The 22,130-nt window shown below is 69.3% G+C and carries 20 protein-coding genes and 1 pseudogene; 6 read left to right on the top strand and 15 right to left on the bottom strand.

The window, feature by feature from the left end:
- Positions 1-8 precede the first annotated feature (8 nt).
- The 3 genes from FMP39_RS21575 to FMP39_RS21565 form a co-directional block, all read right to left on the bottom strand.
- Positions 9-1,454, bottom strand: coding sequence for a UbiA family prenyltransferase (locus tag FMP39_RS21575; protein WP_194858510.1), 1,446 nt, complete (start codon positions 1,452-1,454; stop codon positions 9-11).
- A 111-nt stretch (positions 1,455-1,565) separates the two neighbouring features.
- Positions 1,566-2,609, bottom strand: a complete 1,044-nt coding sequence (locus FMP39_RS21570; protein ID WP_141592175.1) for a class I SAM-dependent methyltransferase — start codon at positions 2,607-2,609, stop codon at positions 1,566-1,568.
- Positions 2,610-2,619: 10 nt separating this feature from the next.
- Positions 2,620-2,970, bottom strand: a complete 351-nt coding sequence (locus FMP39_RS21565) for an MXAN_6627.5 family MYXO-CTERM protein (protein ID WP_194858505.1) — start codon at positions 2,968-2,970, stop codon at positions 2,620-2,622.
- A gap of 114 nt (positions 2,971-3,084) precedes the next feature.
- Here FMP39_RS21565 and FMP39_RS21560 point away from each other — a divergent pair, with 114 nt between their 5' ends.
- On the top strand, positions 3,085-4,404 hold the full coding sequence (locus tag FMP39_RS21560) for a response regulator (RefSeq protein ID WP_186817769.1): 1,320 nt from the start codon (positions 3,085-3,087) through the stop codon (positions 4,402-4,404).
- Between the two features lie 51 nt (positions 4,405-4,455).
- On the opposite strand, the gene FMP39_RS21555 is transcribed toward FMP39_RS21560, so the two are convergent.
- Positions 4,456-5,103, bottom strand: coding sequence for a hypothetical protein (locus tag FMP39_RS21555; RefSeq protein WP_026113860.1), 648 nt, complete (start codon positions 5,101-5,103; stop codon positions 4,456-4,458).
- Between the two features lie 67 nt (positions 5,104-5,170).
- Between FMP39_RS21555 and FMP39_RS21550 the strand changes: the two genes are divergently transcribed.
- The 3 genes from FMP39_RS21550 (at position 5,171) to FMP39_RS21540 (ending at position 7,425) form a co-directional block, all read left to right on the top strand.
- Positions 5,171-5,671: a hypothetical protein gene (locus FMP39_RS21550; RefSeq protein WP_141592213.1), complete on the top strand. Its 501-nt coding sequence runs from the start codon at positions 5,171-5,173 to the stop codon at positions 5,669-5,671.
- A 61-nt stretch (positions 5,672-5,732) separates the two neighbouring features.
- On the top strand, positions 5,733-6,623 hold the full coding sequence (bcp, locus tag FMP39_RS21545) for a thioredoxin-dependent thiol peroxidase (RefSeq protein WP_228558197.1): 891 nt from the start codon (positions 5,733-5,735) through the stop codon (positions 6,621-6,623).
- Positions 6,624-6,933: 310 nt separating this feature from the next.
- A complete protein-coding gene (locus FMP39_RS21540; RefSeq protein ID WP_141592172.1) occupies positions 6,934-7,425 on the top strand; it encodes a hypothetical protein in 492 nt (163 codons plus the stop codon).
- 90 nt (positions 7,426-7,515) lie between these two features.
- Here FMP39_RS21540 and nagZ read toward each other — a convergent pair whose 3' ends face one another.
- From nagZ to FMP39_RS21520, 4 genes are all read right to left on the bottom strand, one after another.
- On the bottom strand, positions 7,516-8,625 hold the full coding sequence (gene nagZ / locus FMP39_RS21535; protein WP_141592171.1) for a beta-N-acetylhexosaminidase: 1,110 nt from the start codon (positions 8,623-8,625) through the stop codon (positions 7,516-7,518).
- A gap of 100 nt (positions 8,626-8,725) precedes the next feature.
- A complete protein-coding gene (locus tag FMP39_RS21530; RefSeq protein ID WP_141592170.1) occupies positions 8,726-9,091 on the bottom strand; it encodes a two-component system response regulator in 366 nt (121 codons plus the stop codon).
- 2 nt (positions 9,092-9,093) lie between these two features.
- Positions 9,094-10,593, bottom strand: a complete 1,500-nt coding sequence (locus FMP39_RS21525) for an ATPase domain-containing protein (RefSeq protein WP_141592169.1) — start codon at positions 10,591-10,593, stop codon at positions 9,094-9,096.
- Between the two features lie 160 nt (positions 10,594-10,753).
- Positions 10,754-11,683: a DUF6209 family protein gene (locus tag FMP39_RS21520; RefSeq protein WP_141592168.1), complete on the bottom strand. Its 930-nt coding sequence runs from the start codon at positions 11,681-11,683 to the stop codon at positions 10,754-10,756.
- 365 nt (positions 11,684-12,048) lie between these two features.
- On the opposite strand from FMP39_RS21520, the gene dbpA reads away from it, so the two are divergent.
- Positions 12,049-13,434 (top strand): ATP-dependent RNA helicase DbpA, encoded by a 1,386-nt coding sequence (dbpA, locus tag FMP39_RS21515; RefSeq protein ID WP_141592167.1) that lies wholly within the window; start codon positions 12,049-12,051, stop codon positions 13,432-13,434.
- 9 nt (positions 13,435-13,443) lie between these two features.
- On the opposite strand, the gene FMP39_RS21510 is transcribed toward dbpA, so the two are convergent.
- The 4 genes from FMP39_RS21510 to FMP39_RS21495 form a co-directional block, all read right to left on the bottom strand.
- Complete coding sequence (locus tag FMP39_RS21510; protein ID WP_141592166.1) at positions 13,444-14,529, bottom strand: YcjF family protein; 1,086 nt, start codon at positions 14,527-14,529, stop codon at positions 13,444-13,446.
- Between the two features lie 211 nt (positions 14,530-14,740).
- The gene (locus tag FMP39_RS21505; protein ID WP_141592165.1) at positions 14,741-15,721 is read right to left on the bottom strand and encodes a sporulation-delaying protein SdpB family protein; all 981 of its coding nucleotides are present in this window, start codon (positions 15,719-15,721) and stop codon (positions 14,741-14,743) included.
- Complete coding sequence (locus FMP39_RS21500; protein WP_228558196.1) at positions 15,715-16,293, bottom strand: SdpA family antimicrobial peptide system protein; 579 nt, start codon at positions 16,291-16,293, stop codon at positions 15,715-15,717. Before FMP39_RS21500 ends, FMP39_RS21505 begins: the two co-directional genes overlap by 7 nt.
- Positions 16,294-16,364: 71 nt before the next feature.
- Complete coding sequence (locus tag FMP39_RS21495) at positions 16,365-16,991, bottom strand: sporulation delaying protein family toxin (RefSeq protein ID WP_141592164.1); 627 nt, start codon at positions 16,989-16,991, stop codon at positions 16,365-16,367.
- Positions 16,992-17,324: 333 nt separating this feature from the next.
- On the opposite strand from FMP39_RS21495, the pseudogene FMP39_RS21490 reads away from it, so the two are divergent.
- Positions 17,325-17,528 (top strand): annotated as a pseudogene (locus FMP39_RS21490) (alcohol dehydrogenase catalytic domain-containing protein); the annotation flags it as partial.
- A 241-nt stretch (positions 17,529-17,769) separates the two neighbouring features.
- Here the strand turns inward: FMP39_RS21490 and FMP39_RS21485 are convergent.
- The 3 genes from FMP39_RS21485 to FMP39_RS21475 are packed head-to-tail and all read right to left on the bottom strand — an operon-like array spanning position 17,770 to position 21,786.
- The gene (locus FMP39_RS21485) at positions 17,770-19,869 is read right to left on the bottom strand and encodes a BatA domain-containing protein (RefSeq protein WP_141592163.1); all 2,100 of its coding nucleotides are present in this window, start codon (positions 19,867-19,869) and stop codon (positions 17,770-17,772) included.
- Positions 19,866-20,744: a DUF58 domain-containing protein gene (locus FMP39_RS21480; protein WP_011556537.1), complete on the bottom strand. Its 879-nt coding sequence runs from the start codon at positions 20,742-20,744 to the stop codon at positions 19,866-19,868. The genes FMP39_RS21485 and FMP39_RS21480 overlap by 4 nt, the downstream gene beginning before the upstream one ends.
- Positions 20,745-20,757: 13 nt before the next feature.
- Positions 20,758-21,786, bottom strand: a complete 1,029-nt coding sequence (locus FMP39_RS21475) for a MoxR family ATPase (RefSeq protein ID WP_141592162.1) — start codon at positions 21,784-21,786, stop codon at positions 20,758-20,760.
- Between the last annotated feature and the right edge of the window lie 344 nt (positions 21,787-22,130).

The raw sequence follows: 22,130 nt of genomic DNA, 5'->3' as shown, positions 1-22,130 counted from the left end.
CAGACCTCTCACGTGGCGGCCCATAGCACCAGCGCGCACACGAGCCCCACGGCGTAGCTCACCCGGTCCCTCAGGGCGAAGACGAGCGGGTCCTCGTTCACCAGCCCGCGGTGAGCCAGCAGCCACACCCGGCCCACCCAGTACAGCATCACCGGGCAGATGAGCCATAGCCGCTCTGGGTGTGCGTACAGCGCCGTCACTTCATCGGAGGTGATGTAGAGCGCCAGCACCAGCACGGACACCTGTCCCGAAGCCGCGCCCAGGCTGGCGAGCTGCTCGTAGTCCTGGGCCAGGTAGCCACGGCCATGCGCGGACGTCTCATTGGACTGCCGCAGGCGCCGGACCTCGCTCAGTCGCTTCACCAGCGCGAGCGAGAGGAAGAGGAACATGCTGAACATCATCAGCCAACTGGACGTGGGCACGTCCACCGCGAGCGCGCCGCCGAAGATGCGCACCGTGTACAGCCCGGCCAGCACCAGCACGTCCAACATCACCACCTGCTTCAGCCGCAGTGAGTAGGCCAGCGTCAGCACGTAGTAGGTGCCCAGCAGGGCGGAGAAGGCGGGCGGCAACAGCAGACACACCGCGGCGCCAGCCAGCAGCAGCACGGGGGCCAGCATGACGCCAGTGCTCACCGACAGCGTGCACGCCGCGAACGGACGCTGCTTCTTCGTCGGGTGTCGCCGGTCGGAGTCCAGGTCCAGCAGGTCATTCAGCACGTACACGCTGGAGGCGCACAGGCTGAAGGCCGCAAACGCCAGCAGTGCCTGAATCAGCTTGTCCGGCTCGGTGCCCTTGTGGGCGGCCAGGAGCGGCACGAAGACGAGCGCGTTCTTCGCCCACTGGTGCACGCGCAGCGCCTTCACCCAGGTGCGAAGGCGGGTCGCTGGGCGCTCGAAGACGCGGTGGATGTCGCGGCCCAGGCCCTGTGCTTGTTTCAGCACCCCGGCTGGCGCGTGGACCACGACGATGCGGCGGCATTCACGCCACAAGGGCAGGTCTACCGCGTCGTTGCCCGCGTAGTCGAAGGTGCCCAGCAGCTCCTTCAGCTTCGCGAGCTTGCGCTCGCCGGACAGGTTCACCGTCGCTTCGCTGGCGACGACGTCAGAGAAGAGACCCAGGTGCGCGGCCACGGCCTCGGCGATGCGCCGGTCCGCCGCGGTGGCCAGCACCAGCCGGCGTCCTCGGGACTTCTCCTCGTGCAAGTACGTCAGGAGCTCCTCGTGGTAGGGCAGGCTGGCTGCGTCCAGGGCGGCGCGCCGGGCCACTTCCGCTTTGAAGAAGGCCTTGCCCTTGAGCACCCACAGCGGCGCCAGAAACAGCAGCCAGGGCGCGCGTTTGAAGAGGACGAGCAGGTTCTCGTGCAGCGTGTCCGTGCGTACCAGCGTCCCGTCGAGGTCGACAGCGAGCGGGACGTCCGGCGGGTCCTCGGGAAGTGGTGTTTGCGGAAGCATGGGCAGCGGTGTGACGGGAGCCGTCAAAGGGACGGGCAGGGTAGCGCAGGCGTCTCCCGGGTGGGCAGGCCTCCGCGGGCAGGCACGCCAGTTCAGCGGTCGGGTGGACGCTCAGTCCAGTCGGGCCACCAGGAGCGTCTGCAAGGGCAGGTGCCGGATGGGGCGGCTGGTCTCGATGCGGAAGCCCGCGTCGTCCAGGAATCCTTCCACCTCGGCGGGCGTATAGGCGGCCGCGCCGGACGTGAGGAAGTAGTGCAAGCCAATCAACGGCGCCGCACTGGTGGGCGTGTCGGCGTTCTCGCGCAGATACTCCAGCACCGCCAGCGTCCCCCGGGGCGCCAGTGAAGCGCGCACCCGTCGCAGCAGGGCCACGTTCTGTGCGGGGGACAGGTGGTGCATCACCTGGAAGAGCATCACCCCGTCGTACGGGCCGCCCAGCTCCGCGGTGAGGATGTCGCCTTCGCGGTGGGTGACGAGGTGACTCAGCCCCGCCGAGGCGATGATTTCCCGGCCCACGCGGGCGCTGCCTTCCAAATCCAACACCGTGGCCTTCAAGCCCCGGTTGCGCAGGCACAGCTCGGCGGCGAACCAGCCGTGCGCGCCGCCCAGGTCCAACACCTGCTTCGCACCGCGGGGCAGGGGGATGGCCGCAACGACTTCCGGAGCCGCCAGCCGCGCCATCTGGTGCATGGCGTGGATGTAGTCGCGCCAGCGCGCGTCGTCGGGCGCGAAGCCGTGGATGTCCACCGCCTGGCCGGTGCGCACCACGCCCTCCAGCCCGTTCCACCAGTCCCACTGCGCGTAGTTGAACTCCAGGAAGGCGCCCACGTACCGGGGCGAGCGCGGGTCCAACCATCGCCTGGCGCGAGGGGCCAGCCGGTAGCGTCCACCGCGCTGACGCTCCACGGCCTCGCATGCGATGAGGGCCTCCAGCAGCGTGCGAGTGCCCTCCTGGGACAGCTTCAGCCGCGCCGCCAGCGTCTCCGCCGACGCGGGCCCGTCCGTCAGGGCTTCATAGACGCCCAGCCGCACGCCGGCCATCAGCGTCCGCGACGCCATCATCCCGAAGAAGGCATGGGCCACCGGCTGTGGGGCCAGGTTGAACCAGTCCGCCACGCGCTCCAGCAGGTTGTCCGCTTTGAGCCCCAGCCTCATGCGTGTGCTCCTAACGCCTGCGCCTGTAGCCGCCCACAGCGGCCAGGCCGACGATGAGGAGCGCGGCCTGGCCACCCAGCACGCAGCCTTGCTGGTCTGCCTGGCGCACGCCAGTGTAGCGGCAGCGCCCGTCATCGCAGGAGAAGCGGGGGGAGCAATCCCGGGTGCTACGGCAGGACGTATTCACCCTGCCTGTACTGTCGTCCCCCTCGGGGTTGTCCCGGTCCGCGCCGCCCTCTCCCACGGAAGCGTCGGGGAGGCCCGCGTCGAACCCCCCGTCGGACTGGGCCATGGCCCCGAGGGGCAGCAGGAGGGGAAGGCAGGCCAGCAGGTGACGCAGGTGGGAGCGGAAGGGGGACATCGAGGGCGTCACCCTAACCGCATGGAGGGTCGGATGCATCTTCCGCGGTGGCTGGAGCACCCGGGGGCAGATTGTCTGACCCTTCCCTTCGCATCTGGTACGGTACGCCCCGCGATGGCACCCCGAATCCTCGTCGTCGATGACAATCAGGAGCTGTTGTCCCTCCTCACGCAGCTCTTCGAGGAGGCGGGCTACGAGGTCATTGGTGCGAGCCGCGGCAAGCAGGCAGTGGAGCTGGCCAAGGCCCAGCCCCCGGCGGCGGCCGTGCTCGACATCCTGCTGCCCGACATGATGGGGTACCACCTCGCGGACGCGCTGCGTAAGGACAACCCCCAGCTCCCGCTCCTCTTCATCACCGGCGTCTTCAAGGGTGGCAAGCACGCCGTCGAGTCGCGCACCAAGTACCAGGCCGCCGGCTACTTCGAGAAACCCTTCGAGGCTCAGAAGCTGCTCGAGGCGATGACGAAGGTGCTGCCTCCGGAGAAGCCCGCCGCGGCGGCCGCGTCGCTCCAGGACGCCTTCGAGGTGGAACTGGACATCGACGTGGAGGAGGAAGGCCCGCAGGACGCCATGGAGCTGACCGGCCGCATCAAGGTGACGGGCGGCGGCAACATCACGGCGGAGATTCGCGGCGCCAACCTCACGGCCAGCCCCATGCAGAAGGTGCCGGCCACGCAGGTGCGCCCGCCCACGCCGGGCCGTCCGCCGGACCCGCCGCCCGCGGGCGCGCCGGGCAGCCGCCGCGGTGAAATCCGCGACAACCTGCCTTCGCTCCTCACCGCCTTCTACCTCTCCCGCGAGACGGGCGAGCTGGGCGTGCAGAAGGGCAAGGTGAAGAAGGTCGTCTACTTCGAGAAGGGCACGCCGGTGTTCGCCCTCTCCAACCTGCTCGCGGACCGCTTCGGCCAGTTCCTCGTTCGCGTGGGGAAGATCAAGCCGGAGCAGCTCCAGGACGCGTCGGCGGTGGCCGCGCAGTCCAACCGCCGCACCGGTGACGTGCTGGTGGAGCGCGGGCTGCTCAAGGACACCGAGCGCCTCTACTACGTGGGTCAGCAGGTGAAGGCCGTCATCTACTCGCTCTTCGCGTGGGATGAAGGCTCGTACGTGCTGAGCTTCCGCGAGAAGGCGAGCGCGGAGTCCATCAAGCTGGACGTGCACCCGGCCAACCTCATCGTCCGGGGCATCAAGAAGCTCTACAAGCCGGAGCGCCTGCGGCGCCTGCTCCAGCCGGAGGACCGCCTCATTCCCGCCGTGGCTCCGGCCTACCAGCTCAACGAAGTGGAGCTGGAGCGGTGGGAGGCGGAGCTGCTGCCGAAAATCGATGGCAACCGCACCGTGGCGGAGCTGCTGGCCTTCGCCAACCGCCCCGAGCACGTCGTCTACGGCTTCCTGGTGGCGATGATGTCGCTGGGCATCCTGGACAAGCGCGGGTAGCCGCCGCGCCGTCCGTCCCCGCCGTCATGGGCGGGGACGCCGCGCGGGGGCTCAGCCGCCGACCAGCCGCGAGCCAATCCAGAACAGGCCCAGCGCGCCGGAGCCCACGGCCACCACGCGCTGCACCCAGCGGGTGATTTGCGCGTTCAGCCGGGCGATGCCCTCCGCGAAAATCAGCCCCACCACGCCCATGCCGATGAGGATGCCCAGCGCGAAGCCGGGCAGGTACATCCACGCGGCCGCGCTCATGCTGCCACCCACCAGCAGGGGAGGCAGCGCCAGCAGCAGCGAGCGCACGCCGCTGACGGCCATCAGCGCGCCAGCGGTGGTGCTCACCGTGTGCACGTGCTGATGCGGCTCCTGGGTGTGGCCGGGCAGGTGCGGGTGTCCGTGGTCCAGGCTGCTGGGGAAAAGCAGGGCGGCCACCGCGAGGGCCACCAGCACGGCGCCGCCGAAAATCTCGGCCCAGCGCTCGAAGGTTTCTGAAAGGCCCACGCCCGCCAGGATGCAGAGCGCGGCGATGCCGCCCAGCATGACGGCGTGTCCCAGCGCGAACCGTACGGCGGTGGCGATGGCGGCGCGGCGCCGGCCTCCCCCCAGGGTTCCGAGGGTGGCCATAGCGGCGCAGTGGTCCGGGCCCACGGCGTGGAGCATGCCTTGGGACAGGCCAAGCAGGAAGGCGAGGAGAATGGGCTGCACGACGCGGCACCCTAGCCGTGCTTCAATCGGGAGGCCAGCAGGAGAGGAGAACCGACCCTTCATGAGGATGATCACCCGACGGCTGTCCGCCGTCATGCCGCTCGCGCTCTGTCTGCTTCTGTCGCCTGGCTGCGACAAGGGACCCGATCAGCTCCGGGACGCAGAGAAGTCCTACCGCGACCTGATTGACCGCCGCGTGTCCCCCCTGGACCCGGCATGGGACCCCGTCATCAACGCCTTCGAGGCGATTCCCAAGGACTCCAAGGTCCGCCCGGAAGCGGAGCAGCGGATCGCCGCCATCCGTCGCCTGCGGGAAAAGCTGCCGCCGCGCCCCCTGGCCACGCCGGGTTCCACGGGCCCCGGGACATCGGAGGTGGATACCAAGCGCGCCGCGTGTGAGGCCCTGGCGATCCGGCTGGGCCAGACGCCGGAGGGCGCGGACCGGGAGCCCTTGCACCAGGCCCTGACGGACTGCCGGACGGAGCTGGTCCGGCTGGAGGCCCACAGCCATCCGCCCGGGGAGCATGGTCATGACCATGGCAGTGAGCCGGGGCACCCCGCGCACTAGCGGGACGCTGTCGCTGGGCGTTGAGTGGCGCGGGCTTTGTGGTTAATGAGCCCGCATGCCCATGCCCCAAGCAGGTGACCAGGCCCCCGCCTTCCAACTCGCCGACCAGGATGGAAACCCGGTTTCGCTCGCGCAGTTCGCGGGCCGGAGTGTCGTCCTCTACTTCTACCCGAAGGACGACACCCCCGGATGCACCGTGGAGGCGTGTGGCTTCCGTGACGAGCACTCGGCGCTGGAGGCCGCGGGCGCGGTGGTGTTGGGCGTGTCCGCGGACAGCACCGCGAGCCACCGGAAGTTCGCGACCAAGTACAACCTGCCCTTCCCGCTGCTGGCCGACGTGGACCACACGGTGTCCGAGGCCTACGGCGTCTGGGGGGAGAAGTCGCTCTATGGCCGCAAGTTCCTGGGCATCACCCGGGCCACGTTCCTCATCGGCCCGGATGGCGTTCTGAAGCAGGTGTGGCCCAAGGTGAAGGTGAACGGCCACGTCGCCGAGGTGCTGGCCGCGCTGAAGGGCGAAGCTCCGGCGGCGGACAGTGCTGTGAAGAAGCCCGCCGCGAAGAAGGCGCCCGCGGGGAAGAAGGTGGCCGCCACGAAGAAGGCTCCGGCGGGCAAGACTGTCTCGGGGAAGTCCGCCGCGACCAGCAAGGCGACGGCGAAGAAGGCGGCTCCGGCCGCCAAGGCACCCCGTGCGGCGAAGAAGGCCGCGACCGCGAAGAAAGCCCCTGTGGCGAAGAATCCCGCGGCTGCGAAGAAAGCCCCTGTGGCGAAGAAGTCCGCGGCTGCGAAGAAGCCGGCGCCCGCGAAGAAGCCCGCGGCTGCGAAGAAGACCTCGGCCGGGAAGAAGTCGACTCCAGTGAAGAAGCCCGCGGCGGCGAAGAAGGCCTCGGCCGGGAAGAAGCCGGCGCCCGCGAAGAAGTCCGCGGCGGCGAAGAAGGCCTCCAGGAAGTAGCGCTCTGGGCCTGGGCGGACGTCGGTTCAGACGTCTTCCAGCAAGCAATCCGCCACGGAGACCGGCGGCTCCGGGCGAGGAACCAGCCCGCGACCTCGAAGTGGGCTTCCTCGACGAAGAAGAAGCCCTCAGCGGGGCGGGCGCCGGGAGCGCCGAAGATGGCTGCTCCCGGCCGCCGCTGGGGCTATATGTGGGGTTCGGGCAGTCCGTCGTCATGCGGACATGGAGTCACCCCGTGGTCTCCATGCCCGGCGTGCCCCATCTTCGGGAAGTACGAGCAACCAGATTGAAGGGACTCGGAGGAGTCGACATGCGCGAGCGGAATATTCGGCGGTGGGGTTCGGCGGCGGCATTGGTGGCGGGTGCGGTTCTGGCCGTGGGCTGCCGGGGGCTTCCGGAGACCGGTGGCAGTCAGCCGGATGAGCCACGTGGCAGCCTCGTCGCCCAGCGCGGTGACCAGCCCGATTCGATGAAGAACATCGAGGGTGGCAACACCAACAAGCCGCTGCCGCCTTGGACGCTGCCGGCGAACCGGGGCTACAACGGCACCATCGACCAGATTGGATCCAGCATCGACCCGCGCACGCCGAAGAACGACGGCACCCAGGGTCGCTCCATCCAGGACGACGCCGGGAAGATGATGAATGACCGGTACCACGCGGAGGGCGGCGCCGCGTACTCGCCCGCGGCCCATGGCTTGGGTGGTGAGGACGGCGCCACGCTGGGCGGCAAGCGCGGCGGTCACTACAGCGGCTACAGCCCGCTGGGCTGGCAGGACCGCAGCGGCCCCTACCGCCGCTGAAGTCACACCGGGGCGGGCTGCTCGTGCCGCCCCTTCCAGCCGCTCCCGGTGCAGGGCGCCGGGAGCGGGTGGCACCCGGCCCCTTCGCTTTCAGCGAGAGGCCAGCATCACCTCGGTCGGGTCGCGGCCGGTGAAGGTGCTGACGAGCCCCTCGGCCAGTGCGTGATGCTCCGGGCTCCCCAGCAGGGCGAGCCGGTCCTCCGCCGGGTGCGCGAAGCGGGCACTGAGCGCGTCCAGCCGCCGGTGTGCCTGCGCGATTCGCTCCCGTGACACGCGACCGGACTCCACCGCCTTCACCAGGGCTTCGATGGCGCGGCGCTGCACGTCCGCGTTGTGGCACACCAGGAACAGGTCCACGCCCGCGAGCGTGCCCTGCACCGTGGCTTCCTCCACGGAGTAGTGGCCGGCAATGGCCTTCATCTCCAGGTCGTCGCTGACGAGCACCCCGTCAAAGCCCAGCTCCTCGCGCAGCACCCCCTGGAGCACGCGCGGACTCATGGTGGCGGGCACCCCGGGGTCCAGCGCGTCGAAGAGGACGTGCGCCGTCATCAGGGACGCCAGCCCCGCCTGGGCGAAGGCGCGGAAAGGCACCAACTCCACGCTGCGCAGCCGCTCCAAGTCGTGCGGCAGCCGCGGCAACGTCAGGTGGCTGTCGGTGGTGGTGTCGCCGTGGCCGGGGAAGTGCTTGCCACACGAAGCCACGCCGCCCGCCTCCAGTCCCCGCGCGAGCGCTACGCCCAGCCGCGCCACTTCCTCCGCCTCGCGGCTGAAGCTGCGGTCGCCAATGACGGGGTTGGCCGGGTTGGTGTCCACGTCCAGCACCGGCGCGAAGTCCCAGTCGAAGCCCAGCGCGCGCAGCTCATACGCCAGCAGCCGGCCCACGCGCTCCACCTGGGCCGCGTCGCCGCGCTGCCCCAGCTCCCGCATGGGCGGCAGCGCGGTGAAGGGCGCGCCGCGAAGCCGGGCCACGCGGCCGCCCTCCTGGTCCACCGACAGGATGAAGGGCCGGCCTGCGCGTGTTTTCAACGCGTGGCACAACGCGGCCGTGTCCGCGGCGCTGCCCACGTTGCGCTTGAAGAGGATGGCGCCGTAGATGCCGTCATCCATCAGCGCGGCCAGCTCGCTGTCGATGTGAGTGCCGGGAAAGCCCACCATGAAGAGGCGGGCACAGTCGCGGTAGAGGCTGGAGGAGGTCGTCACGGCGCGCAGTCTGGCAGAAGCCGGGGGCTGGGCGCTCGGGGGGAACGCGGTTCTCCTGGAAGCGTCGACTGCCTGTCAGGCCTCAGGGCGGTGAGGCGCGCTACTGGAGGATGGCGCCCTGGGCGAAGCGCTTCACCAGCACCAGCAGCTCGTCCAGGGAAAAGGGCTTGGGCAGGAAGGCCGCGCAACGCAGGTGCTTCCAGTAGTCCGGCGGGCTGGCGCTCATCATGACGACGGGGATGTCACGCAGCAGGGGATTGCGCTCCATGGCCTCCAGCAGGGCTGGGCCGTTCATCACCGGCATCATGTAATCGAGCAGCACCAGGCAGGGGTGCTCCTCGGCCATCCGCTCCAAGGCCTCCTTCCCATTGAGCGCGATGGCGGTCCGGTAGCCTTCATCGCTCAGGAGGTCGCGCATGGCCTCGACGATGCCGAACTCGTCATCGACGATGAGGATGGGACCCATGCTCAAGGCTCCTGGCGCCCGCCGCCGGGATGCCGGGGCTCGGACCACGTGGTCGACCGTGGCACGCCGGTCATCATCGCCTCGACATCCGTGAAGGCACCCATCACCTCCATCCCCTTCGGGCTGATGCACAGCTCGCGCAGGGCGTTGTCGTGCGGGCTGTTGCGCAGCTTCAGCACCGTGACGAAGCGGCGCAGCCGGGAGTCCAGCTCGACCTGGCGGAGGAAGAGGATGTTCTCCGCCACCATGGAGATGCCCTTCATGGGAAAGGCCACCTCCGGACCGAACGCGGTCACCGATTCGACGGAGTAGAGCAGCGTCACGCCGCGCATGCGGCACTCATTGACCAGCGCGGCCAGGAAGCGCGACACGCGGGACTGCCGGACGGCCGCCCTGCGGAGCGCGTCGTAGCCGTCCAGGAAGAGCCGGCGCACGCCGCGGGTCCGGATGATGTCCAGCAACTGAACGCCCAGCTTGTCCAGCAGGTTCTCCGTGGGCGGCCGGAAGCTGACCTCGAAGTCGCCCCGGTCGATGAGCGGCTTGAGGTCGAGCCCGATGCCCGCCGCCTGCACCACCATGCGCTCCGGGGAGTCGTAGAAGGCGAAGTAGTGGACGCGCTCGCCCCGCCGGGCGCCTTCCGCGAGGAAGTTCAGTCCCAGCAGCGTCTTGCCGCTGCCCGACGGCCCCAGGAGGATGGTCGTCGAGCCCTGGGCCACGCCCCCGGTCAGCATCGCGTCCATCCCGGGGATGCCAAACGCGCACCTCGCGTCCTGCGGCGGCCCTGGCGGCGGCCCGGACTCCGCGAGCGTCTCCAGGCGGGGATAGATGATGATGCCGTCCTGGGTGATGTCGAAGCTGTGCTTGCCCAGCAGATAGGGGCTGCCCCGGAATTTGCGCACGAACAGCTCGCGCACGGCACGCGCGCCGAACATGCGCTGCCGGAGCAGCATCAACCCATCCACCATGGTGTGCTCGGCGCGCAGGCCTTGTCCGCGGCCGGTGGTGAGGATCAACGTCGTGCAGCCCATGAGGCCCGTCACCACCTGGAGGCCGTGGATGAACTTCTTGATGGCCTGCTGCGACGGCGCCACCTCCTCCGCGGCCACCAGCCCGTCCAACACGAGCAACGTGGCCTGGTGGTTCTTCGTCTCCTTGCGGATGAGCTCCGCCAGCGCGTCCAGCCCCCCCTGCTCCAGCACCGTGAAGGCGCTCAGATAGGTGATGGCATTGGGCAGCAGCGTGGGGTCGAAGTAGGACAGCGAGGAGAGGTTGCCGACCAGCTCCGTGTGCGACTCCGCAAGCAGCGTCAGATAGAGCACGCGCCCGCCGTGGCGCTTCGCGTGGTGGAAGCACACCTGGTTGGCGAAGATGGTCTTCCCCGAGCCCGGAAGGCCCATCAGCATGTAGGTGCGGGCCTTGCGAAAGCCTCCGTGCAGCACGGTGTCGAGGCCTGGGATGCCCGTGGAAATCCGCTCCGCCACGCGTGGAGTGCCTTCGGTCATTTCGCGTTCCCTTTCCTGGGCCCGGCCCGGGTGTGGCCCCGCTGGAATGATGGGAGCAGTGCGCTCGCCTTCTCAGGGGAACACTTCTTGCCACAGCGCCTCTTCCGGAATGCCGCTGAATCGCGCGGGCCCCAGCGGCATTCAACAGCGGTGGACCGTCTCAGAAGCTCCGCAGCACGGTCCGCGCGGTGCCGCCCGTGGGGCCAGCGCCGCTCGCGATGCGATACCAGCTCACGCCATCCGTTGAATAGCGGAACCCGAATGCATAGGCGCCCCACGGCGTATACGCGAGCGGTTCCGCGGCGAGGTTCCAGCGGTACCGGTAGTTGTTGCCCACCCGCCCCTGATAGGCCAGCCACCGGTGCTGCGTGGCGGCGCCGTCCACGCTGAACTCCACCTGCGCCTGGATGCGCTCCGGACGCGCGGTGGCGGCATCCGTCACGCCGGGCACGTACACGTCCGCGTCCACGAACTTGCAGGCGCGCTCCATGACGTAGCTGTCGATGACGATGGGGTCCGCCAGCCCGTCGCGGTGCTCGCAGTCACGCGCGAAGCTGCCGCCCCAGTCACCGGCCCACACCACGGCGGAGGGCGACTGCGCCTCCACGGGGAAGACGTAGTTCTGGCCGTAGTTGCTGTCGTACTTCGGCGTGCAGGTGCGGCCAGAGGTGAAGAACCATGTCTCCACGCTCGTGGCGTCCGACGGCACCGTCACCTCGAAGGGCTTGTTCACGAACGAGGTGCTGCCCGTGGCCTGCTTCACGCTGCCGCTGAAGAGCTGGCCGCTGGGGAGGAAGCGGACATAGGCCAGCGTGTCCCACGCCTGCTGGCCGGCGTAGGTGCTGTGGTGACAGTCCGTCATCCGGTACAGGTCGTAGTCGACGACGAGCGTGCCGCCGCGGACGATGGCACCGTGCTGCGAGTGCGTCCAGCCGTTGAGGAAGCGCACCGTGGCGGTGGGCGTGGTGAGCGGCGCCTGCTGTGACGCCGTGGCGCTGGCAGACGTCTCCTCCTGCTGCTGAGGCGCTCCGCCACAGGCCGCCATCAGCGGCACCGCGAGGGCCAGATGCTTCCAGGCAGACGTCTTCATGTGGGGTTCTCCAGAAATTGGGATACCGCCACTTAACAGGACTTCCTGGCGCATGTGCTGCCGGTCGCTCGCCCTGTTAGGGAGCGTGCGGTTTCACGGCGGATGGCTCCTTCATGCCGCCACCGGCGGTGGCGAACACAAGGGTGGACAGCCTGGCCGGTCCGATGCGGCGGGAGGGCATGGCGGCTCCTGGCGGGGCTGGTGATTTCAGGTAAAGCTTGATTTTTCGCGGAAGCTGCGCCGGGCAATCCGGTGCGGGCGGCGGGGAGAGGTCGGCGGCTTCACTTGTCCTGCCTTCGCTGGGTGTGACATGGGGCCTGCAGAACCCGAGGCTCCTTCCGTGCCTCCGCTCATCGAGGCCCCGAATGGACTTTTCCGCGCTTGCGCTATCTCCCCCGCTGCTCCAGGTCCTGGAGGAGCTCGACTTCAAGACGGCCACGCCCATCCAGGCGCAGAGCATCCCGGTGCTGCTCCAGGGCAGGGACCTGGTCGGCCAGGCGCAGACGGGCAGCGGCAAGACGGCGGCCTTCGCGCTGCCGCTGCTCCAGAAGGTCCAGTTGCAGCACCGCAAGGTGCAGGCGCTGGTGCTGTGTCCGACGCGAGAGCTGTGCGCGCAGGTGGCGGGCGAGATTCGCAGGTTGGGGCGGCGGCTGCCCGGGCTCCAGGTGCTGGTGCTCGCGGGAGGCCAGCCCATCCGCCCGCAGTTGGAAGCACTGGAGAAGGGCGCGCACCTGGCGGTGGGAACGCCGGGCCGGGTGATGGATGTGCTGGACCGCGAGGCGCTGGAGACGCGGCAGTTGTCCACGGTGGTGCTGGACGAGGCGGACCGGATGCTCGACATGGGCTTCCGCGAGGACATGGAGCGCATCCTCGGGGCCATGCCGCCGCGGCGGCAGACGGTGCTCTTCTCCGCCACCTTCCCGCCGGACATCGAGGCACTCAGCCGCGCCTTCCAGCGTCAACCCGTCCGCGTCACGGTGGAGACCACCACGGCGGGGCCCGACATCCAGCAGGTTCGCTACGACTGCGAGCCGGAGGAGAAGCAGGCCCTGTTGCTGCGCATCCTCCGGCACTACCAGCCGGCGTCCGCCATCGTCTTCTGCAACCTCAAGGCAACGGTGGTGGAGTTGAAGAAGTCGCTCTCCGCGTCGGGCGTCAGCGTGGACGGGCTCCAGGGGGACTTGGAGCAGTTCGAGCGCGACCGGGTGATGGCGAAGTTCCGCAACCAGAGCACGCGGGTGCTCATCGCCACGGATGTGGCGGGACGCGGCATCGACGTGGAGGCGCTGGATGCCGTCATCAACTTCGACCTGCCCATGCAGGCCGAGCCCTACGTGCACCGCATCGGACGCACCGGACGGGCGGGGCGCGCGGGCCTGGCCGTCTCCATCGTCACGCCTCGGGATGGCCGCAAGGTGGACGACATCGAGCTGGCCACCGGCGTGAAGCTGGAGCGCGGGGACGTGGAGTCACTGCCCTCGGCGGACCCTCGCAACGCGGTGTCCCTGGAGTCGACGTGGGACACGCTCTACATCTCCGCCGGACGCAAGGACAAGATGCGGCCCGGCGACATCCTGGGCGCGCTCACGGGCGAGGCGGGCGGACTCAACGCGACCGACGTGGGCAAGATTGAAATCCAGGACCACGTGGCCTACGTCGCCGTCGCCCGGCGCGTGTCGCGGGTGGCCTTCCAGCGGCTGAGCGAGGGCCGCATCAAGGGCCGCCGTTACAAAATCGAGCGCGTGAAGTAGCCCTGGCGTCTACGCGGCGCCGCGCAGGGACATCTCCTCGCGGAAGGCCTGGATGACCTCTTCTTCCGTGGGCAACTCGCCACAGCGCTTCTCCATCAACTTGGAGAGGACGGCGACGTAGGCCTCGCCGAACAGCGTGGTGAGCGCGGTGGCGGTGGTGGCGGAGATGAGCGCGCCAATCGCCGTGCCCGGGCCGGGGACGAGCTTCAGCAGGCCGGATACGATGGACTGGCCGGTGAAGGTGGCGCCCAGGCCGGTGATGCTCGCGCCCACCAGCGTGGAGAGGAAGGCCTCCGTCATCGGGAGGCCGAAGACGCTACTCACCCCCGCCAGCATTCCGACCTGCGTGGGGACGAGCAGGGCGGCGTCGGCGAAAGGGATGGGGACGGCTCCAATGAGGCCAGCGGCGGCCGCGGCGCTGGCGACGATGCCGTGGGCGCGCTTGCGCTTCTGGCTGATGCTCACGCGCTGGGCGGCGGCGAAGGCGTTGCGCTGGGCTTCGGGGACCAGCTCCATGGTGAGCTCGACGAGCTCCACCAGGCCCTTGGGCTGGAGCGTATGGCCCTCGTCGTCCGTCTCCTGGAGCGCGCGCACGCGCATGACGTTACGGGACATGGGCAGCAGCTTCTGCACCTCCGCGCGGAAGCCCTGGTCGCTGCGCGCCTTGGTGACGACGACCACCACCGGCATGTGCCGCGCGAGCATCTCCGCCGCCTTCAGGTCACCGTCCTCCACGCGGCGCGAGTCCTCGCTGATGCACAACCAGGCGCAGTGCAGGTGGCGCGTGGCGTCCGCGTCCTTCGCGCGCGCGGCCACCAGCTCCTCCAGCAGCTTCAGCGTCTCTTGAAAGGCGCCCAGCTCCAGGCCGCGGGTGTCGAGGATGCTGACGGGGATGCCGTCCTTCGTGTACTCGCGCGTCTCCTTCGTGACGGGGCGGCCCTGGCCGGTGTCCGCGATGCGGCCGTGGAACACCGCGTTGACCAGCGTGCTCTTGCCCACGCCGCTGCGGCCCGCGATGACGATGTTGACCCGGCCGCGCTTGCGGAAGGCCTCTTCGACCTGCTTGCGGATCTCCTCCGCCAGATGGATGTCCATGGGCTGCCGCTGCCTCCGCTGGTGAGCCCTCCCGCGTTGACGGGAGGGGGCTTCAGCGTAGCGGAAAGGCCGCGCGGGTCGACGATGGACCCACGCGGGGCCTCATGCCTGCTCTGCGGCAGGCGAGCAGGAGGGCGCCCGCCAGCCGCTCGTCGAAGCGCGGAAGCCGCCGCCCCGGCGGGGGCCGGGACGGCGGCGTCGATGGGCGCTCTCAGGTGACTTCGGTGGTGGGCACCGCCTGCGCCGTCACCGGCTCCATTGCTGGCGCGGGGGCGGGCTGGGGACGCGGTTGCCGCAGCCAGGCGTGGAGGCGCTCGAAGCGGAAGGTCTCATCGTAGGGGCGCAGCAGGAGGATGAGCGCGCCGAACATGATGGCCACGAAGCTGATGAGCCCGTGGAACACGGCGATGCCCAGGTGGAAGGCGATCCCCAGCGGCAACAGCACCCGCCGGAGGGACGGGCTCAGCAGCGGCCCCATCGCGAGTCCCAGCTCCAGCAGGAGGACGGACCAGGTGAGCAGCGCCACCACGGGGCTGCTGAGCACCGGGAGCATCAGGCGAGCCAGCCAGGCGGGGGCGCCAATCAGGGGGTCCAGCAACCAGTAGTACAGCGCGGTGCCGTCCACCCACTCCGCCACCTTGAACTTGCCCACGGAGGCATGGAAGTAGATGCCCGCGACCTGGAGACGGAGCATCACCCAGGCGGACCGGGCGATGAGCCGCTTCGGCTCGTCGTTCAGGCCGGCTTCGGAAGGCGCGCTCCAATGCCAGCGCCGGTCGTCCGTCAGCGTCAGGGGCAGCATCAGCAGCGCCAGGATGGCGGCAATCTGGTCACCGCCGTCCGTCAGCGTCGCGGACCAGTGCAGGCTGACGGCCACCCACCAATGCACGAGCCCCGTGAGGCGCGGGCGCCAGCCGGAAGCGACGACCACGAGCAGCAGCACCGCCGTCCAGCGCGCGACCTCCAGCCAGCCAGCGGGGAGCACGCAGAAGAGGGATGCCGCCCGGAGGCCATCGCAGAGCGGCGTGTTGGAGATGCCCGATACGGGATGGAACATCGTCGTGGAGTGGCTGAAGGCGAGGGTGCCCGCCGTCGCCAGCGCGATGAGTGTTCGCGCCAGGCCGTAGACGTTGGTCCACGGAGAAGGCCCCGCCACCCAGGCGCGCGCGCGGTTGCCAAGCTCGGTCAGCATTCGACGTTCAACCTCAGGACCTTCGAGGGGAGGGTGATGGGCTTGTCCTGATGGGTGCGGCTCCAGGCCCACGGGATGGTCCGCTGGAAGACGAGCCCCAGCTCACCGCACATCGTGGGGCGGGGGCTCTTGTTGCGGAGCGTCTTCGCCACCGGGGCGCGCTCGAGGCAGGTGCTGGGCGCCTCGTTGCAGGCCACCTGTTCGAGCGCGGCGGCATCGTTGGTCAAGATGCCCAGCTCCACGCTCTGGGCCCGCGAGACACGGTTGATGCCGAAGGCATTCTGGAGCTGGAAGTTGGGGGCATTGCTCGCCCAGACCCATTGACCTTCCGGCGTGCGGAGGTAGGGCAGCGTCCGGTCCTCACGTGGGTCTCGCGTGAAGAAGGCCCACCCCTCCGGGAGAATCAGCTTCATGTCGAAGTGCTTCTCGAAGGGGAGGTGGATGGGGTTGTAGGGCAACGACGCGTGCACGGCGTACATCGTGACGCTGGCCCAGCCGAGGATGAGGCCCAATGCCAGCAGGCCCAGTCGGCGGGGCGAGGAGGTTCGGGGGGAGTGGGAAGACGCGGTCACAGCCGTGCTCGTGAAAGGGAGGGAAGAAGGGGAGCGCCCACCGGTGAGGGCGGCGGACACTCCCCAGGGGACTACTCGGCGGGAGCGAACTTCTTCACCAGCATGTCCACCCACACATCGCGCTTGAGCCGGCTGGCCTCGGACTCCATGACCGGCGTCATGTCGAACTGGGTGATGAAGAGGAACACGAGGAGGATCACCGCGGCGGCGGTTTCGATGTAGACGGTCAGACCGGCCTGCACGTGCTCCATGGAGCCGATGCCCACGCCGCCTTCCTGGTCCGCGGTCTTGCTCAGCTCATTCACGGCGGACATCACCAGGGTGCGCGTGTCGGTCAGCAACTGGTCGACGACCAGGTGATTGCCGCTGCGCAGGTCCTTGTTGAAGCGCTCGAAGAACGCGGCGTCCAACTGAGCCATCTTGGCGATGACTGACTCGGCGGCCTGTTCGCGCTTCGCCAGGGTGTCATCGCCCAGCCGCTCCTTGATTTCCGGACGCTGCCAGATGTCATCGAAGTGGTGGGCGTCCGGGCCCAGGCCAAAGGCCATGCCCTTGAAGAGGCTCTGGCCGGACTGCGTCGGGTTCTGGGCGACGCGGACCGCGGCGCCGTTGTCCGAGGGGCCGCAGCCCACGCCGAAGGTGCTCAACGAGATGAGGGCCGTTGCGGCCGAGGTCAATTTCAGGGTGGAGCGCTTCAAGGTGTTCTCCTGAGTGCAAGGGGGCTTGTCCGCGACATCCCCGGAAGCCGGAGAACGTCACGTACAAGTCAAGATTTTCAGAGAAACTGAAATTATCTTCAATCCCAAGAATTCCTTAAGTTCGTACATTCGCGAATCAGTTTCTTGAATGTGTAAAATTACTCGTATAGCCGGTTTTGGGTGGGTGCCGGCACTCGCTGAGGCCTGGCTCCCGCTCATCCCGGTGCCGAGGTCGTCAGGCAGGGCAAGGGGGCATCCAGACTGGCGCCAGCCCTGGCTTGCCACCTCTGTGTGGGGTCCTCACTCCTTTCCCCACAAAGGAGCGGCACACCCATGCGCGCACTCAGTTACGAAGGCCCCTATCGGGTTCGGGTGAAGGACAAGCCGGACCCCCGCATCGAGCACCCACAGGACGCGGTGCTCCGGGTCACGAAGACGGCCATCTGTGGCTCGGACCTGCACCTGTTGCACGGCCTCATCCCCGACACGCGGGTGGGCTGTACGTTCGGCCACGAGTTCGCCGGCGTCGTGGACGAGGAGGACGTCCTCTTCCTCAGCGACATCTTCCCCACGGGCTACCTGGGCGCGGAGATGGGCGGCATCCAGCCCGGGGACACGGTGGTGGTGTTCGGCGCGGCACTGGATGATGTTGCTGCTGGCGGACCGGGTGGACGTGGCCGAGCACAAGCTGCGGAGGGGCCTTCCGCGTCTCGCGGCGGGTGCGGCGGTCGTCCTCGTCGGCGGCGTCGTGATGCGCCGGCTCCGGGCCTGGTGAAGGCTACTTGCGCAGCAGCGTGCCTTCGAAGAAGAACGCCAGACACGCGGCCAGGATGAGCCAGGTCCACAGCGGCACCGTCGGCTTGTCCGCGTCACCCGTGGAGGCCTTCACTGTCTCTTCTCCGAAGTAGGCGGTGAGGGTGTCCGTCGGCACACGTCCCAGGTCGCTCTCGGAAGGGTCGAGCACGGCGGCGAAGGACAGGTCCGGCTGCACCTTCCCGTCCGCGCCCAGCACCGAGTACACGCCCGGCTCCGTCACCGGCCCGGCCACCAGCGCGCCTTCCGGCTGCTCCTTCACGCTGACCTCGGCGCCATCCGGCGCGCGCACCGAGGACACCTTCTGGGCCCCCTCCGGGCGCAGCGTGGCGCTTTCGCCCACGCGCACGCGCACCTCCTCGCGCTCGTCCAGGGAGCCGGTGAGGTACGCGGCGAAGCGCTGCATCAGCGGCAGGAAGGAGGTGCGGATGGAGAAGTCGCTCCAGTCGCGGTCCACCGTGCTGGTGAGCAGCGCCACGCGCCCCTTGCCCTTGCGCGCCACGGCCACCGCCGGCGCGCCGTCCTCATACGTGGCCAGCACCTGACTGGCGCCGCCAGTGCCCGGGGAGTCCGCCTCCAGCAGCATGTACTTGTAGAAGCGCGCCCCCACGAGCCCTTCCTCCGCCTGCCCCGTGAAGGGCGAGAAGAGGACGTGCTCCACGGAGACCTGCGCCAGCCGCGCGCTCTTGGTGTCCGCGTCCGGGTCGTCGCGCTCGGCGCTGGTGCGCACCAGGCGCAGCGGACGCGGCAGCACCGGGCCCAGCCGCTGGTTGTACGCCTCCGGGTTCACCCGGTCGCCCATGCTGATGAAGAGGCCGCCGCCGCTCTCCACGAAGGCCGTCAGCTTCTGCGCCTCGTCGGCGCTCGGCGCGGGCACGTTGAGCAGCAGGACCAGGTCATAGGCGGAGAAGTCCTCGCGCAGGCCCACCTCCGCGTCGCGCGTGGCCACCTCCACCGGCGAGCCCGGCGCGGTGAGGGCCGCGTCCACGAAGAAGGCTTCATCCCGGTAGCGCGTCGCGTGGGGCGAGCCATTCACCACCAGCGCCTTCAGCGCGCGGGGCACCGGCAGCACGAACGAACGCCGGTCATCCTCCACCAGCGCGTCCGGCGCCAGCGTCACCTGTCCCAGCACCGTGCCGCCCTGCGGGAAGCGCACGGTGAGCGTCTTCTGCGTCGTGCCGCCCGGGGGGATGTCCACGAAGCCCTTGGCTAGCGTGGACTCGCCCACGCGCACCGCGGCCTCCAGGTCCTTCACCGGCTCTGCGCCGAAGTTGCGCACCGTGAAGGTGAACTGGAACGTGCGCGGGCCGGCCTGGAGCGCGGGCTCCACTTTGAGGTCGACGATGGCGCGGTTGTTCAGCACCTCGTGGCCCTCGGCCGCGTCGCGCAGCACCACCTCAGGCTTCACGGGTGCGCCCGTGGGGCCCTTCACCGTGGGCGGCGGCGCCTCCAGGCGGAAGGCCGCGGCCGTCATGTCGGAGACCAGCACCAGCCGCTTGGCCGGCATGGGGTTCTCCTCCAGCGCGCGGGCCGCCATGTCCAGGCAGCGCGACAGGTCCGCGGTGCCGTGGGTGGCCTTCGCTTCATCCACCAGCGAGCGCAGGCGGCCGCGGTCGAAGCCCGGTGGCGGCGGCGCGGCGGGGGACTGCGTGCACACCAGCACGGTGGCGGGCTCTTCGGGCAGCAGGTCCTTCAGCGCGTCGCGGGCCTCGTCGCGGGCGCGTTCGAAGAGCGGCGTGCCGTCCGACCAGCGCATGGACAGCGACGCGTCCAGGATGATGGCCGTGGCCGCGGGGCCCTTCACCACCTGCGCGGCGGCCGCGTCGCGCGTCAGCTCCGGGCGCGCCAGGGCAATGGGGATGGCCAGCAGGATGAGCGTGCGCAGCGCGTACAGCAGCAGGCGCTTGAGCTTGAGGCGGCTGGCGGTGCGCTTCTGGCTGCGCATCACGAAGGCCAGCGGCCCGAAGGGGTGCGGCCGGGGACGGCGCCGGTCGAACAGGTGCACCAGCAGGGGGATGAGGGCGCCCAACGCGCCCAGCAGCATCCACGGATTGCCGAAGGTCACCGGCGCCTCCCGCGCCGCGACAGGTACCGCAGCAGCACGTCATCCAGCTTGTCGTCCGTGCGCACCAGGTCGTAGTCCACGTCCGCCTCGGCGCACGCGGCCTTCACGTTCGCCAGGAAGGCGTTGAACTCCTCCAGGTAGCTCTCCTTGATTTCGCGCGGGTTCACCTCGATGCGGCCCTGGCCCTCCATGTCGATGAAGAGCGTGGGGTCGTCGAAGGGGAACGTCAGCTCCGCCGGGTCCACCAGGTGGAACACGGACACGTCGTTCTTCCGCTGGCGCAGCGCGAGGATGCGGCGCAGGGCGTCCTGGTTCTCATCCAGCAGGTCCGACAGGACGATGACGCTGGAGCGCCGGGGCAACACCTCCGCCAGGTGGTCCGCCGCGCTGCCCAGGTCCGTGGTGCCGGTGGGCTCGGTGTGCTCCAGCGTGTCCAGCAGCACGTTGAGGTGCCCGGCCGACGCGCGCGGCGGCACGTCCTTCCACTTGCCGCCCGCCATCAGCGCCAGGCCCGCCGCGTCCTGCTGGCGCACCAGCAGGTAGCACAGCGCGCCCGCCAGCGTGGTGGCCACGTCCAGCTTGCTCAGCGCGCCGCTGCGGTAGCCCATGGAGGCGGACGCATCCACCACCATGACGGCGCGCAGGTTCGTCTCATGCTCGAAGCGCTTGACGTAGTACTTGTCGAACTTGCCGTAGGCCTTCCAGTCCAGGTGGCGGAGCTCGTCGCCGGGGGCGTACTCCTTGTGCTCCGCGAACTCCACGCTCTGCCCCTGATGCGGGCTCTTGTGGAGGCCGGACAACACGCCCTCCATCACCGCGCGGGCGCGCAGCTTCACTCCCTGGAGGCGGGCCAGCGTCTGGGCGTCGAGCAGCATGGCGCGGGCCTGGCTAGCCCTTCACCACCGTGAGGAGCTGGTCGATGAGCTTCACGGAGGTGATGCCCTCGCTCTCCGCGGTGAAGTTGGGCAGCACGCGGTGGCGCAGCACGGGACGGGCCAGGGCGCGCACGTCCTCGACGGTGGCGACGAAGCGGCCGTGGAGGATGGCGCGCGCCTTGGAAGCCACCACCAGGTACTGGCTGGCGCGGGGGCCGGCGCCCCAGGACGCGTTCTTGGCGATGAAGTCCAGCGCGCCAGGCTCCTTGGGCCGCGTGTGGCGCACCAGCTCCACGGCGTAGCGCACCACGTGGTCCGGCACCGGTACGCGGCGCACCAGCTCTTGAAGCGCGAGGATGCGCTCGGGAGACAGAATCTTCTCCAGCTTCGGCTGCGGACCGCCGGTGGTGCTCTTGACGATTTGCACCTCTTCGTCGGCGGTGGGGTAGCCCACGTCCACCAGGAACATGAAGCGGTCGAGCTGGGCCTCGGGCAGCGGATAGGTGCCCTCCTGCTCGATGGGGTTCTGCGTGGCGAAGACGAGGAAGGGCAGCTCCAGCGGGTACGTGCGGCCACCGGCGGTGATGCGGTACTCCTGCATGGCTTGCAGCAGCGCGGCCTGCGTCTTCGGCGGGGTGCGGTTCACCTCGTCCGCCAGGATGATGTTCGCGAACAGCGGACCCTGGAGGAAGCGGAAGGTACGCCGGCCGGTGGTGCGGTCCTCTTCCAGGATGTCCGTGCCGGTGATGTCCGACGGCATCAGGTCCGGCGTGAACTGGATGCGGTTGAAGGACAGGTTGAGGACGTCCGCCAGCGTGGAGATGAGCAGCGTCTTGGCGAGGCCCGGCACACCCACGAAGAGGCAGTGGCCGCGGCTGAAGAGGGAGATGAGGAGGTGCTCCACCACCTCGCGCTGACCGACGACGCGCTTTTCAATCTGGGCGACGATTTCGTTGCGAGCCTGGGCGAGCTCCTCGACGGCACGGAGGTCGTCGCTCGAGGCGTCGGGCACGGGCAGAGAGTCGGGGGCGGCGCTTTCCATGGAAGGGTTCTCTTAATTCGTGGGCGGCGCTGGGACCAAAGGATTCCGCCACCCCTGTGCCAAGGCGTGCACTGCCAACCGTTCGGGGGGAGACCTATTCCGCTGCCGCACACCCCGGCACGCTGGGGCACATGGGCGCGCTGATCGCCTGGATGCCCCCTTGCCATGTGACAGTGCCCCTGGGCTGGGGGGGAATGCCGGGGGCTGGACACGCTGCTTAGGTTCCCAGGGCCTCGCTTCCGGTGGACGGGAGCAGGCTCCTTGGAGCGTGTCATGGGGTCATTTCGGCGTGGTGGGCGTGGCAACCTCTGGACGGGGCTTCTTCCAGTCGCCCTGCTGTGGGT

Source organism: Myxococcus sp. AB056 (assembly GCF_006547365.1).
GTDB lineage: Bacteria > Myxococcota > Myxococcia > Myxococcales > Myxococcaceae > Myxococcus > Myxococcus virescens.
Note: the sequence above shows the minus strand (reverse complement) of the source record. Positions and strands in the feature narration are given on the sequence as shown.

Coding starts and splice junctions, on each gene's coding strand:
- FMP39_RS21575 (WP_194858510.1), bottom strand. CDS start 1,454: ATGCTTCCGCAAACACCACTTCCCGAGGACCCGCCGGACGTCCCGCTC.
- FMP39_RS21570 (WP_141592175.1), bottom strand. CDS start 2,609: ATGAGGCTGGGGCTCAAAGCGGACAACCTGCTGGAGCGCGTGGCGGAC.
- FMP39_RS21565 (WP_194858505.1), bottom strand. CDS start 2,970: ATGTCCCCCTTCCGCTCCCACCTGCGTCACCTGCTGGCCTGCCTTCCC.
- FMP39_RS21560 (WP_186817769.1), top strand. CDS start 3,085: ATGGCACCCCGAATCCTCGTCGTCGATGACAATCAGGAGCTGTTGTCC.
- FMP39_RS21550 (WP_141592213.1), top strand. CDS start 5,171: ATGATCACCCGACGGCTGTCCGCCGTCATGCCGCTCGCGCTCTGTCTG.
- bcp (WP_228558197.1), top strand. CDS start 5,733: ATGCCCCAAGCAGGTGACCAGGCCCCCGCCTTCCAACTCGCCGACCAG.
- FMP39_RS21540 (WP_141592172.1), top strand. CDS start 6,934: ATGCGCGAGCGGAATATTCGGCGGTGGGGTTCGGCGGCGGCATTGGTG.
- FMP39_RS21530 (WP_141592170.1), bottom strand. CDS start 9,091: ATGGGTCCCATCCTCATCGTCGATGACGAGTTCGGCATCGTCGAGGCC.
- FMP39_RS21525 (WP_141592169.1), bottom strand. CDS start 10,593: ATGACCGAAGGCACTCCACGCGTGGCGGAGCGGATTTCCACGGGCATC.
- FMP39_RS21520 (WP_141592168.1), bottom strand. CDS start 11,683: ATGAAGACGTCTGCCTGGAAGCATCTGGCCCTCGCGGTGCCGCTGATG.
- dbpA (WP_141592167.1), top strand. CDS start 12,049: ATGGACTTTTCCGCGCTTGCGCTATCTCCCCCGCTGCTCCAGGTCCTG.
- FMP39_RS21510 (WP_141592166.1), bottom strand. CDS start 14,529: ATGGACATCCATCTGGCGGAGGAGATCCGCAAGCAGGTCGAAGAGGCC.
- FMP39_RS21505 (WP_141592165.1), bottom strand. CDS start 15,721: ATGCTGACCGAGCTTGGCAACCGCGCGCGCGCCTGGGTGGCGGGGCCT.
- FMP39_RS21480 (WP_011556537.1), bottom strand. CDS start 20,744: ATGCTGCTCGACGCCCAGACGCTGGCCCGCCTCCAGGGAGTGAAGCTG.
- FMP39_RS21475 (WP_141592162.1), bottom strand. CDS start 21,786: ATGGAAAGCGCCGCCCCCGACTCTCTGCCCGTGCCCGACGCCTCGAGC.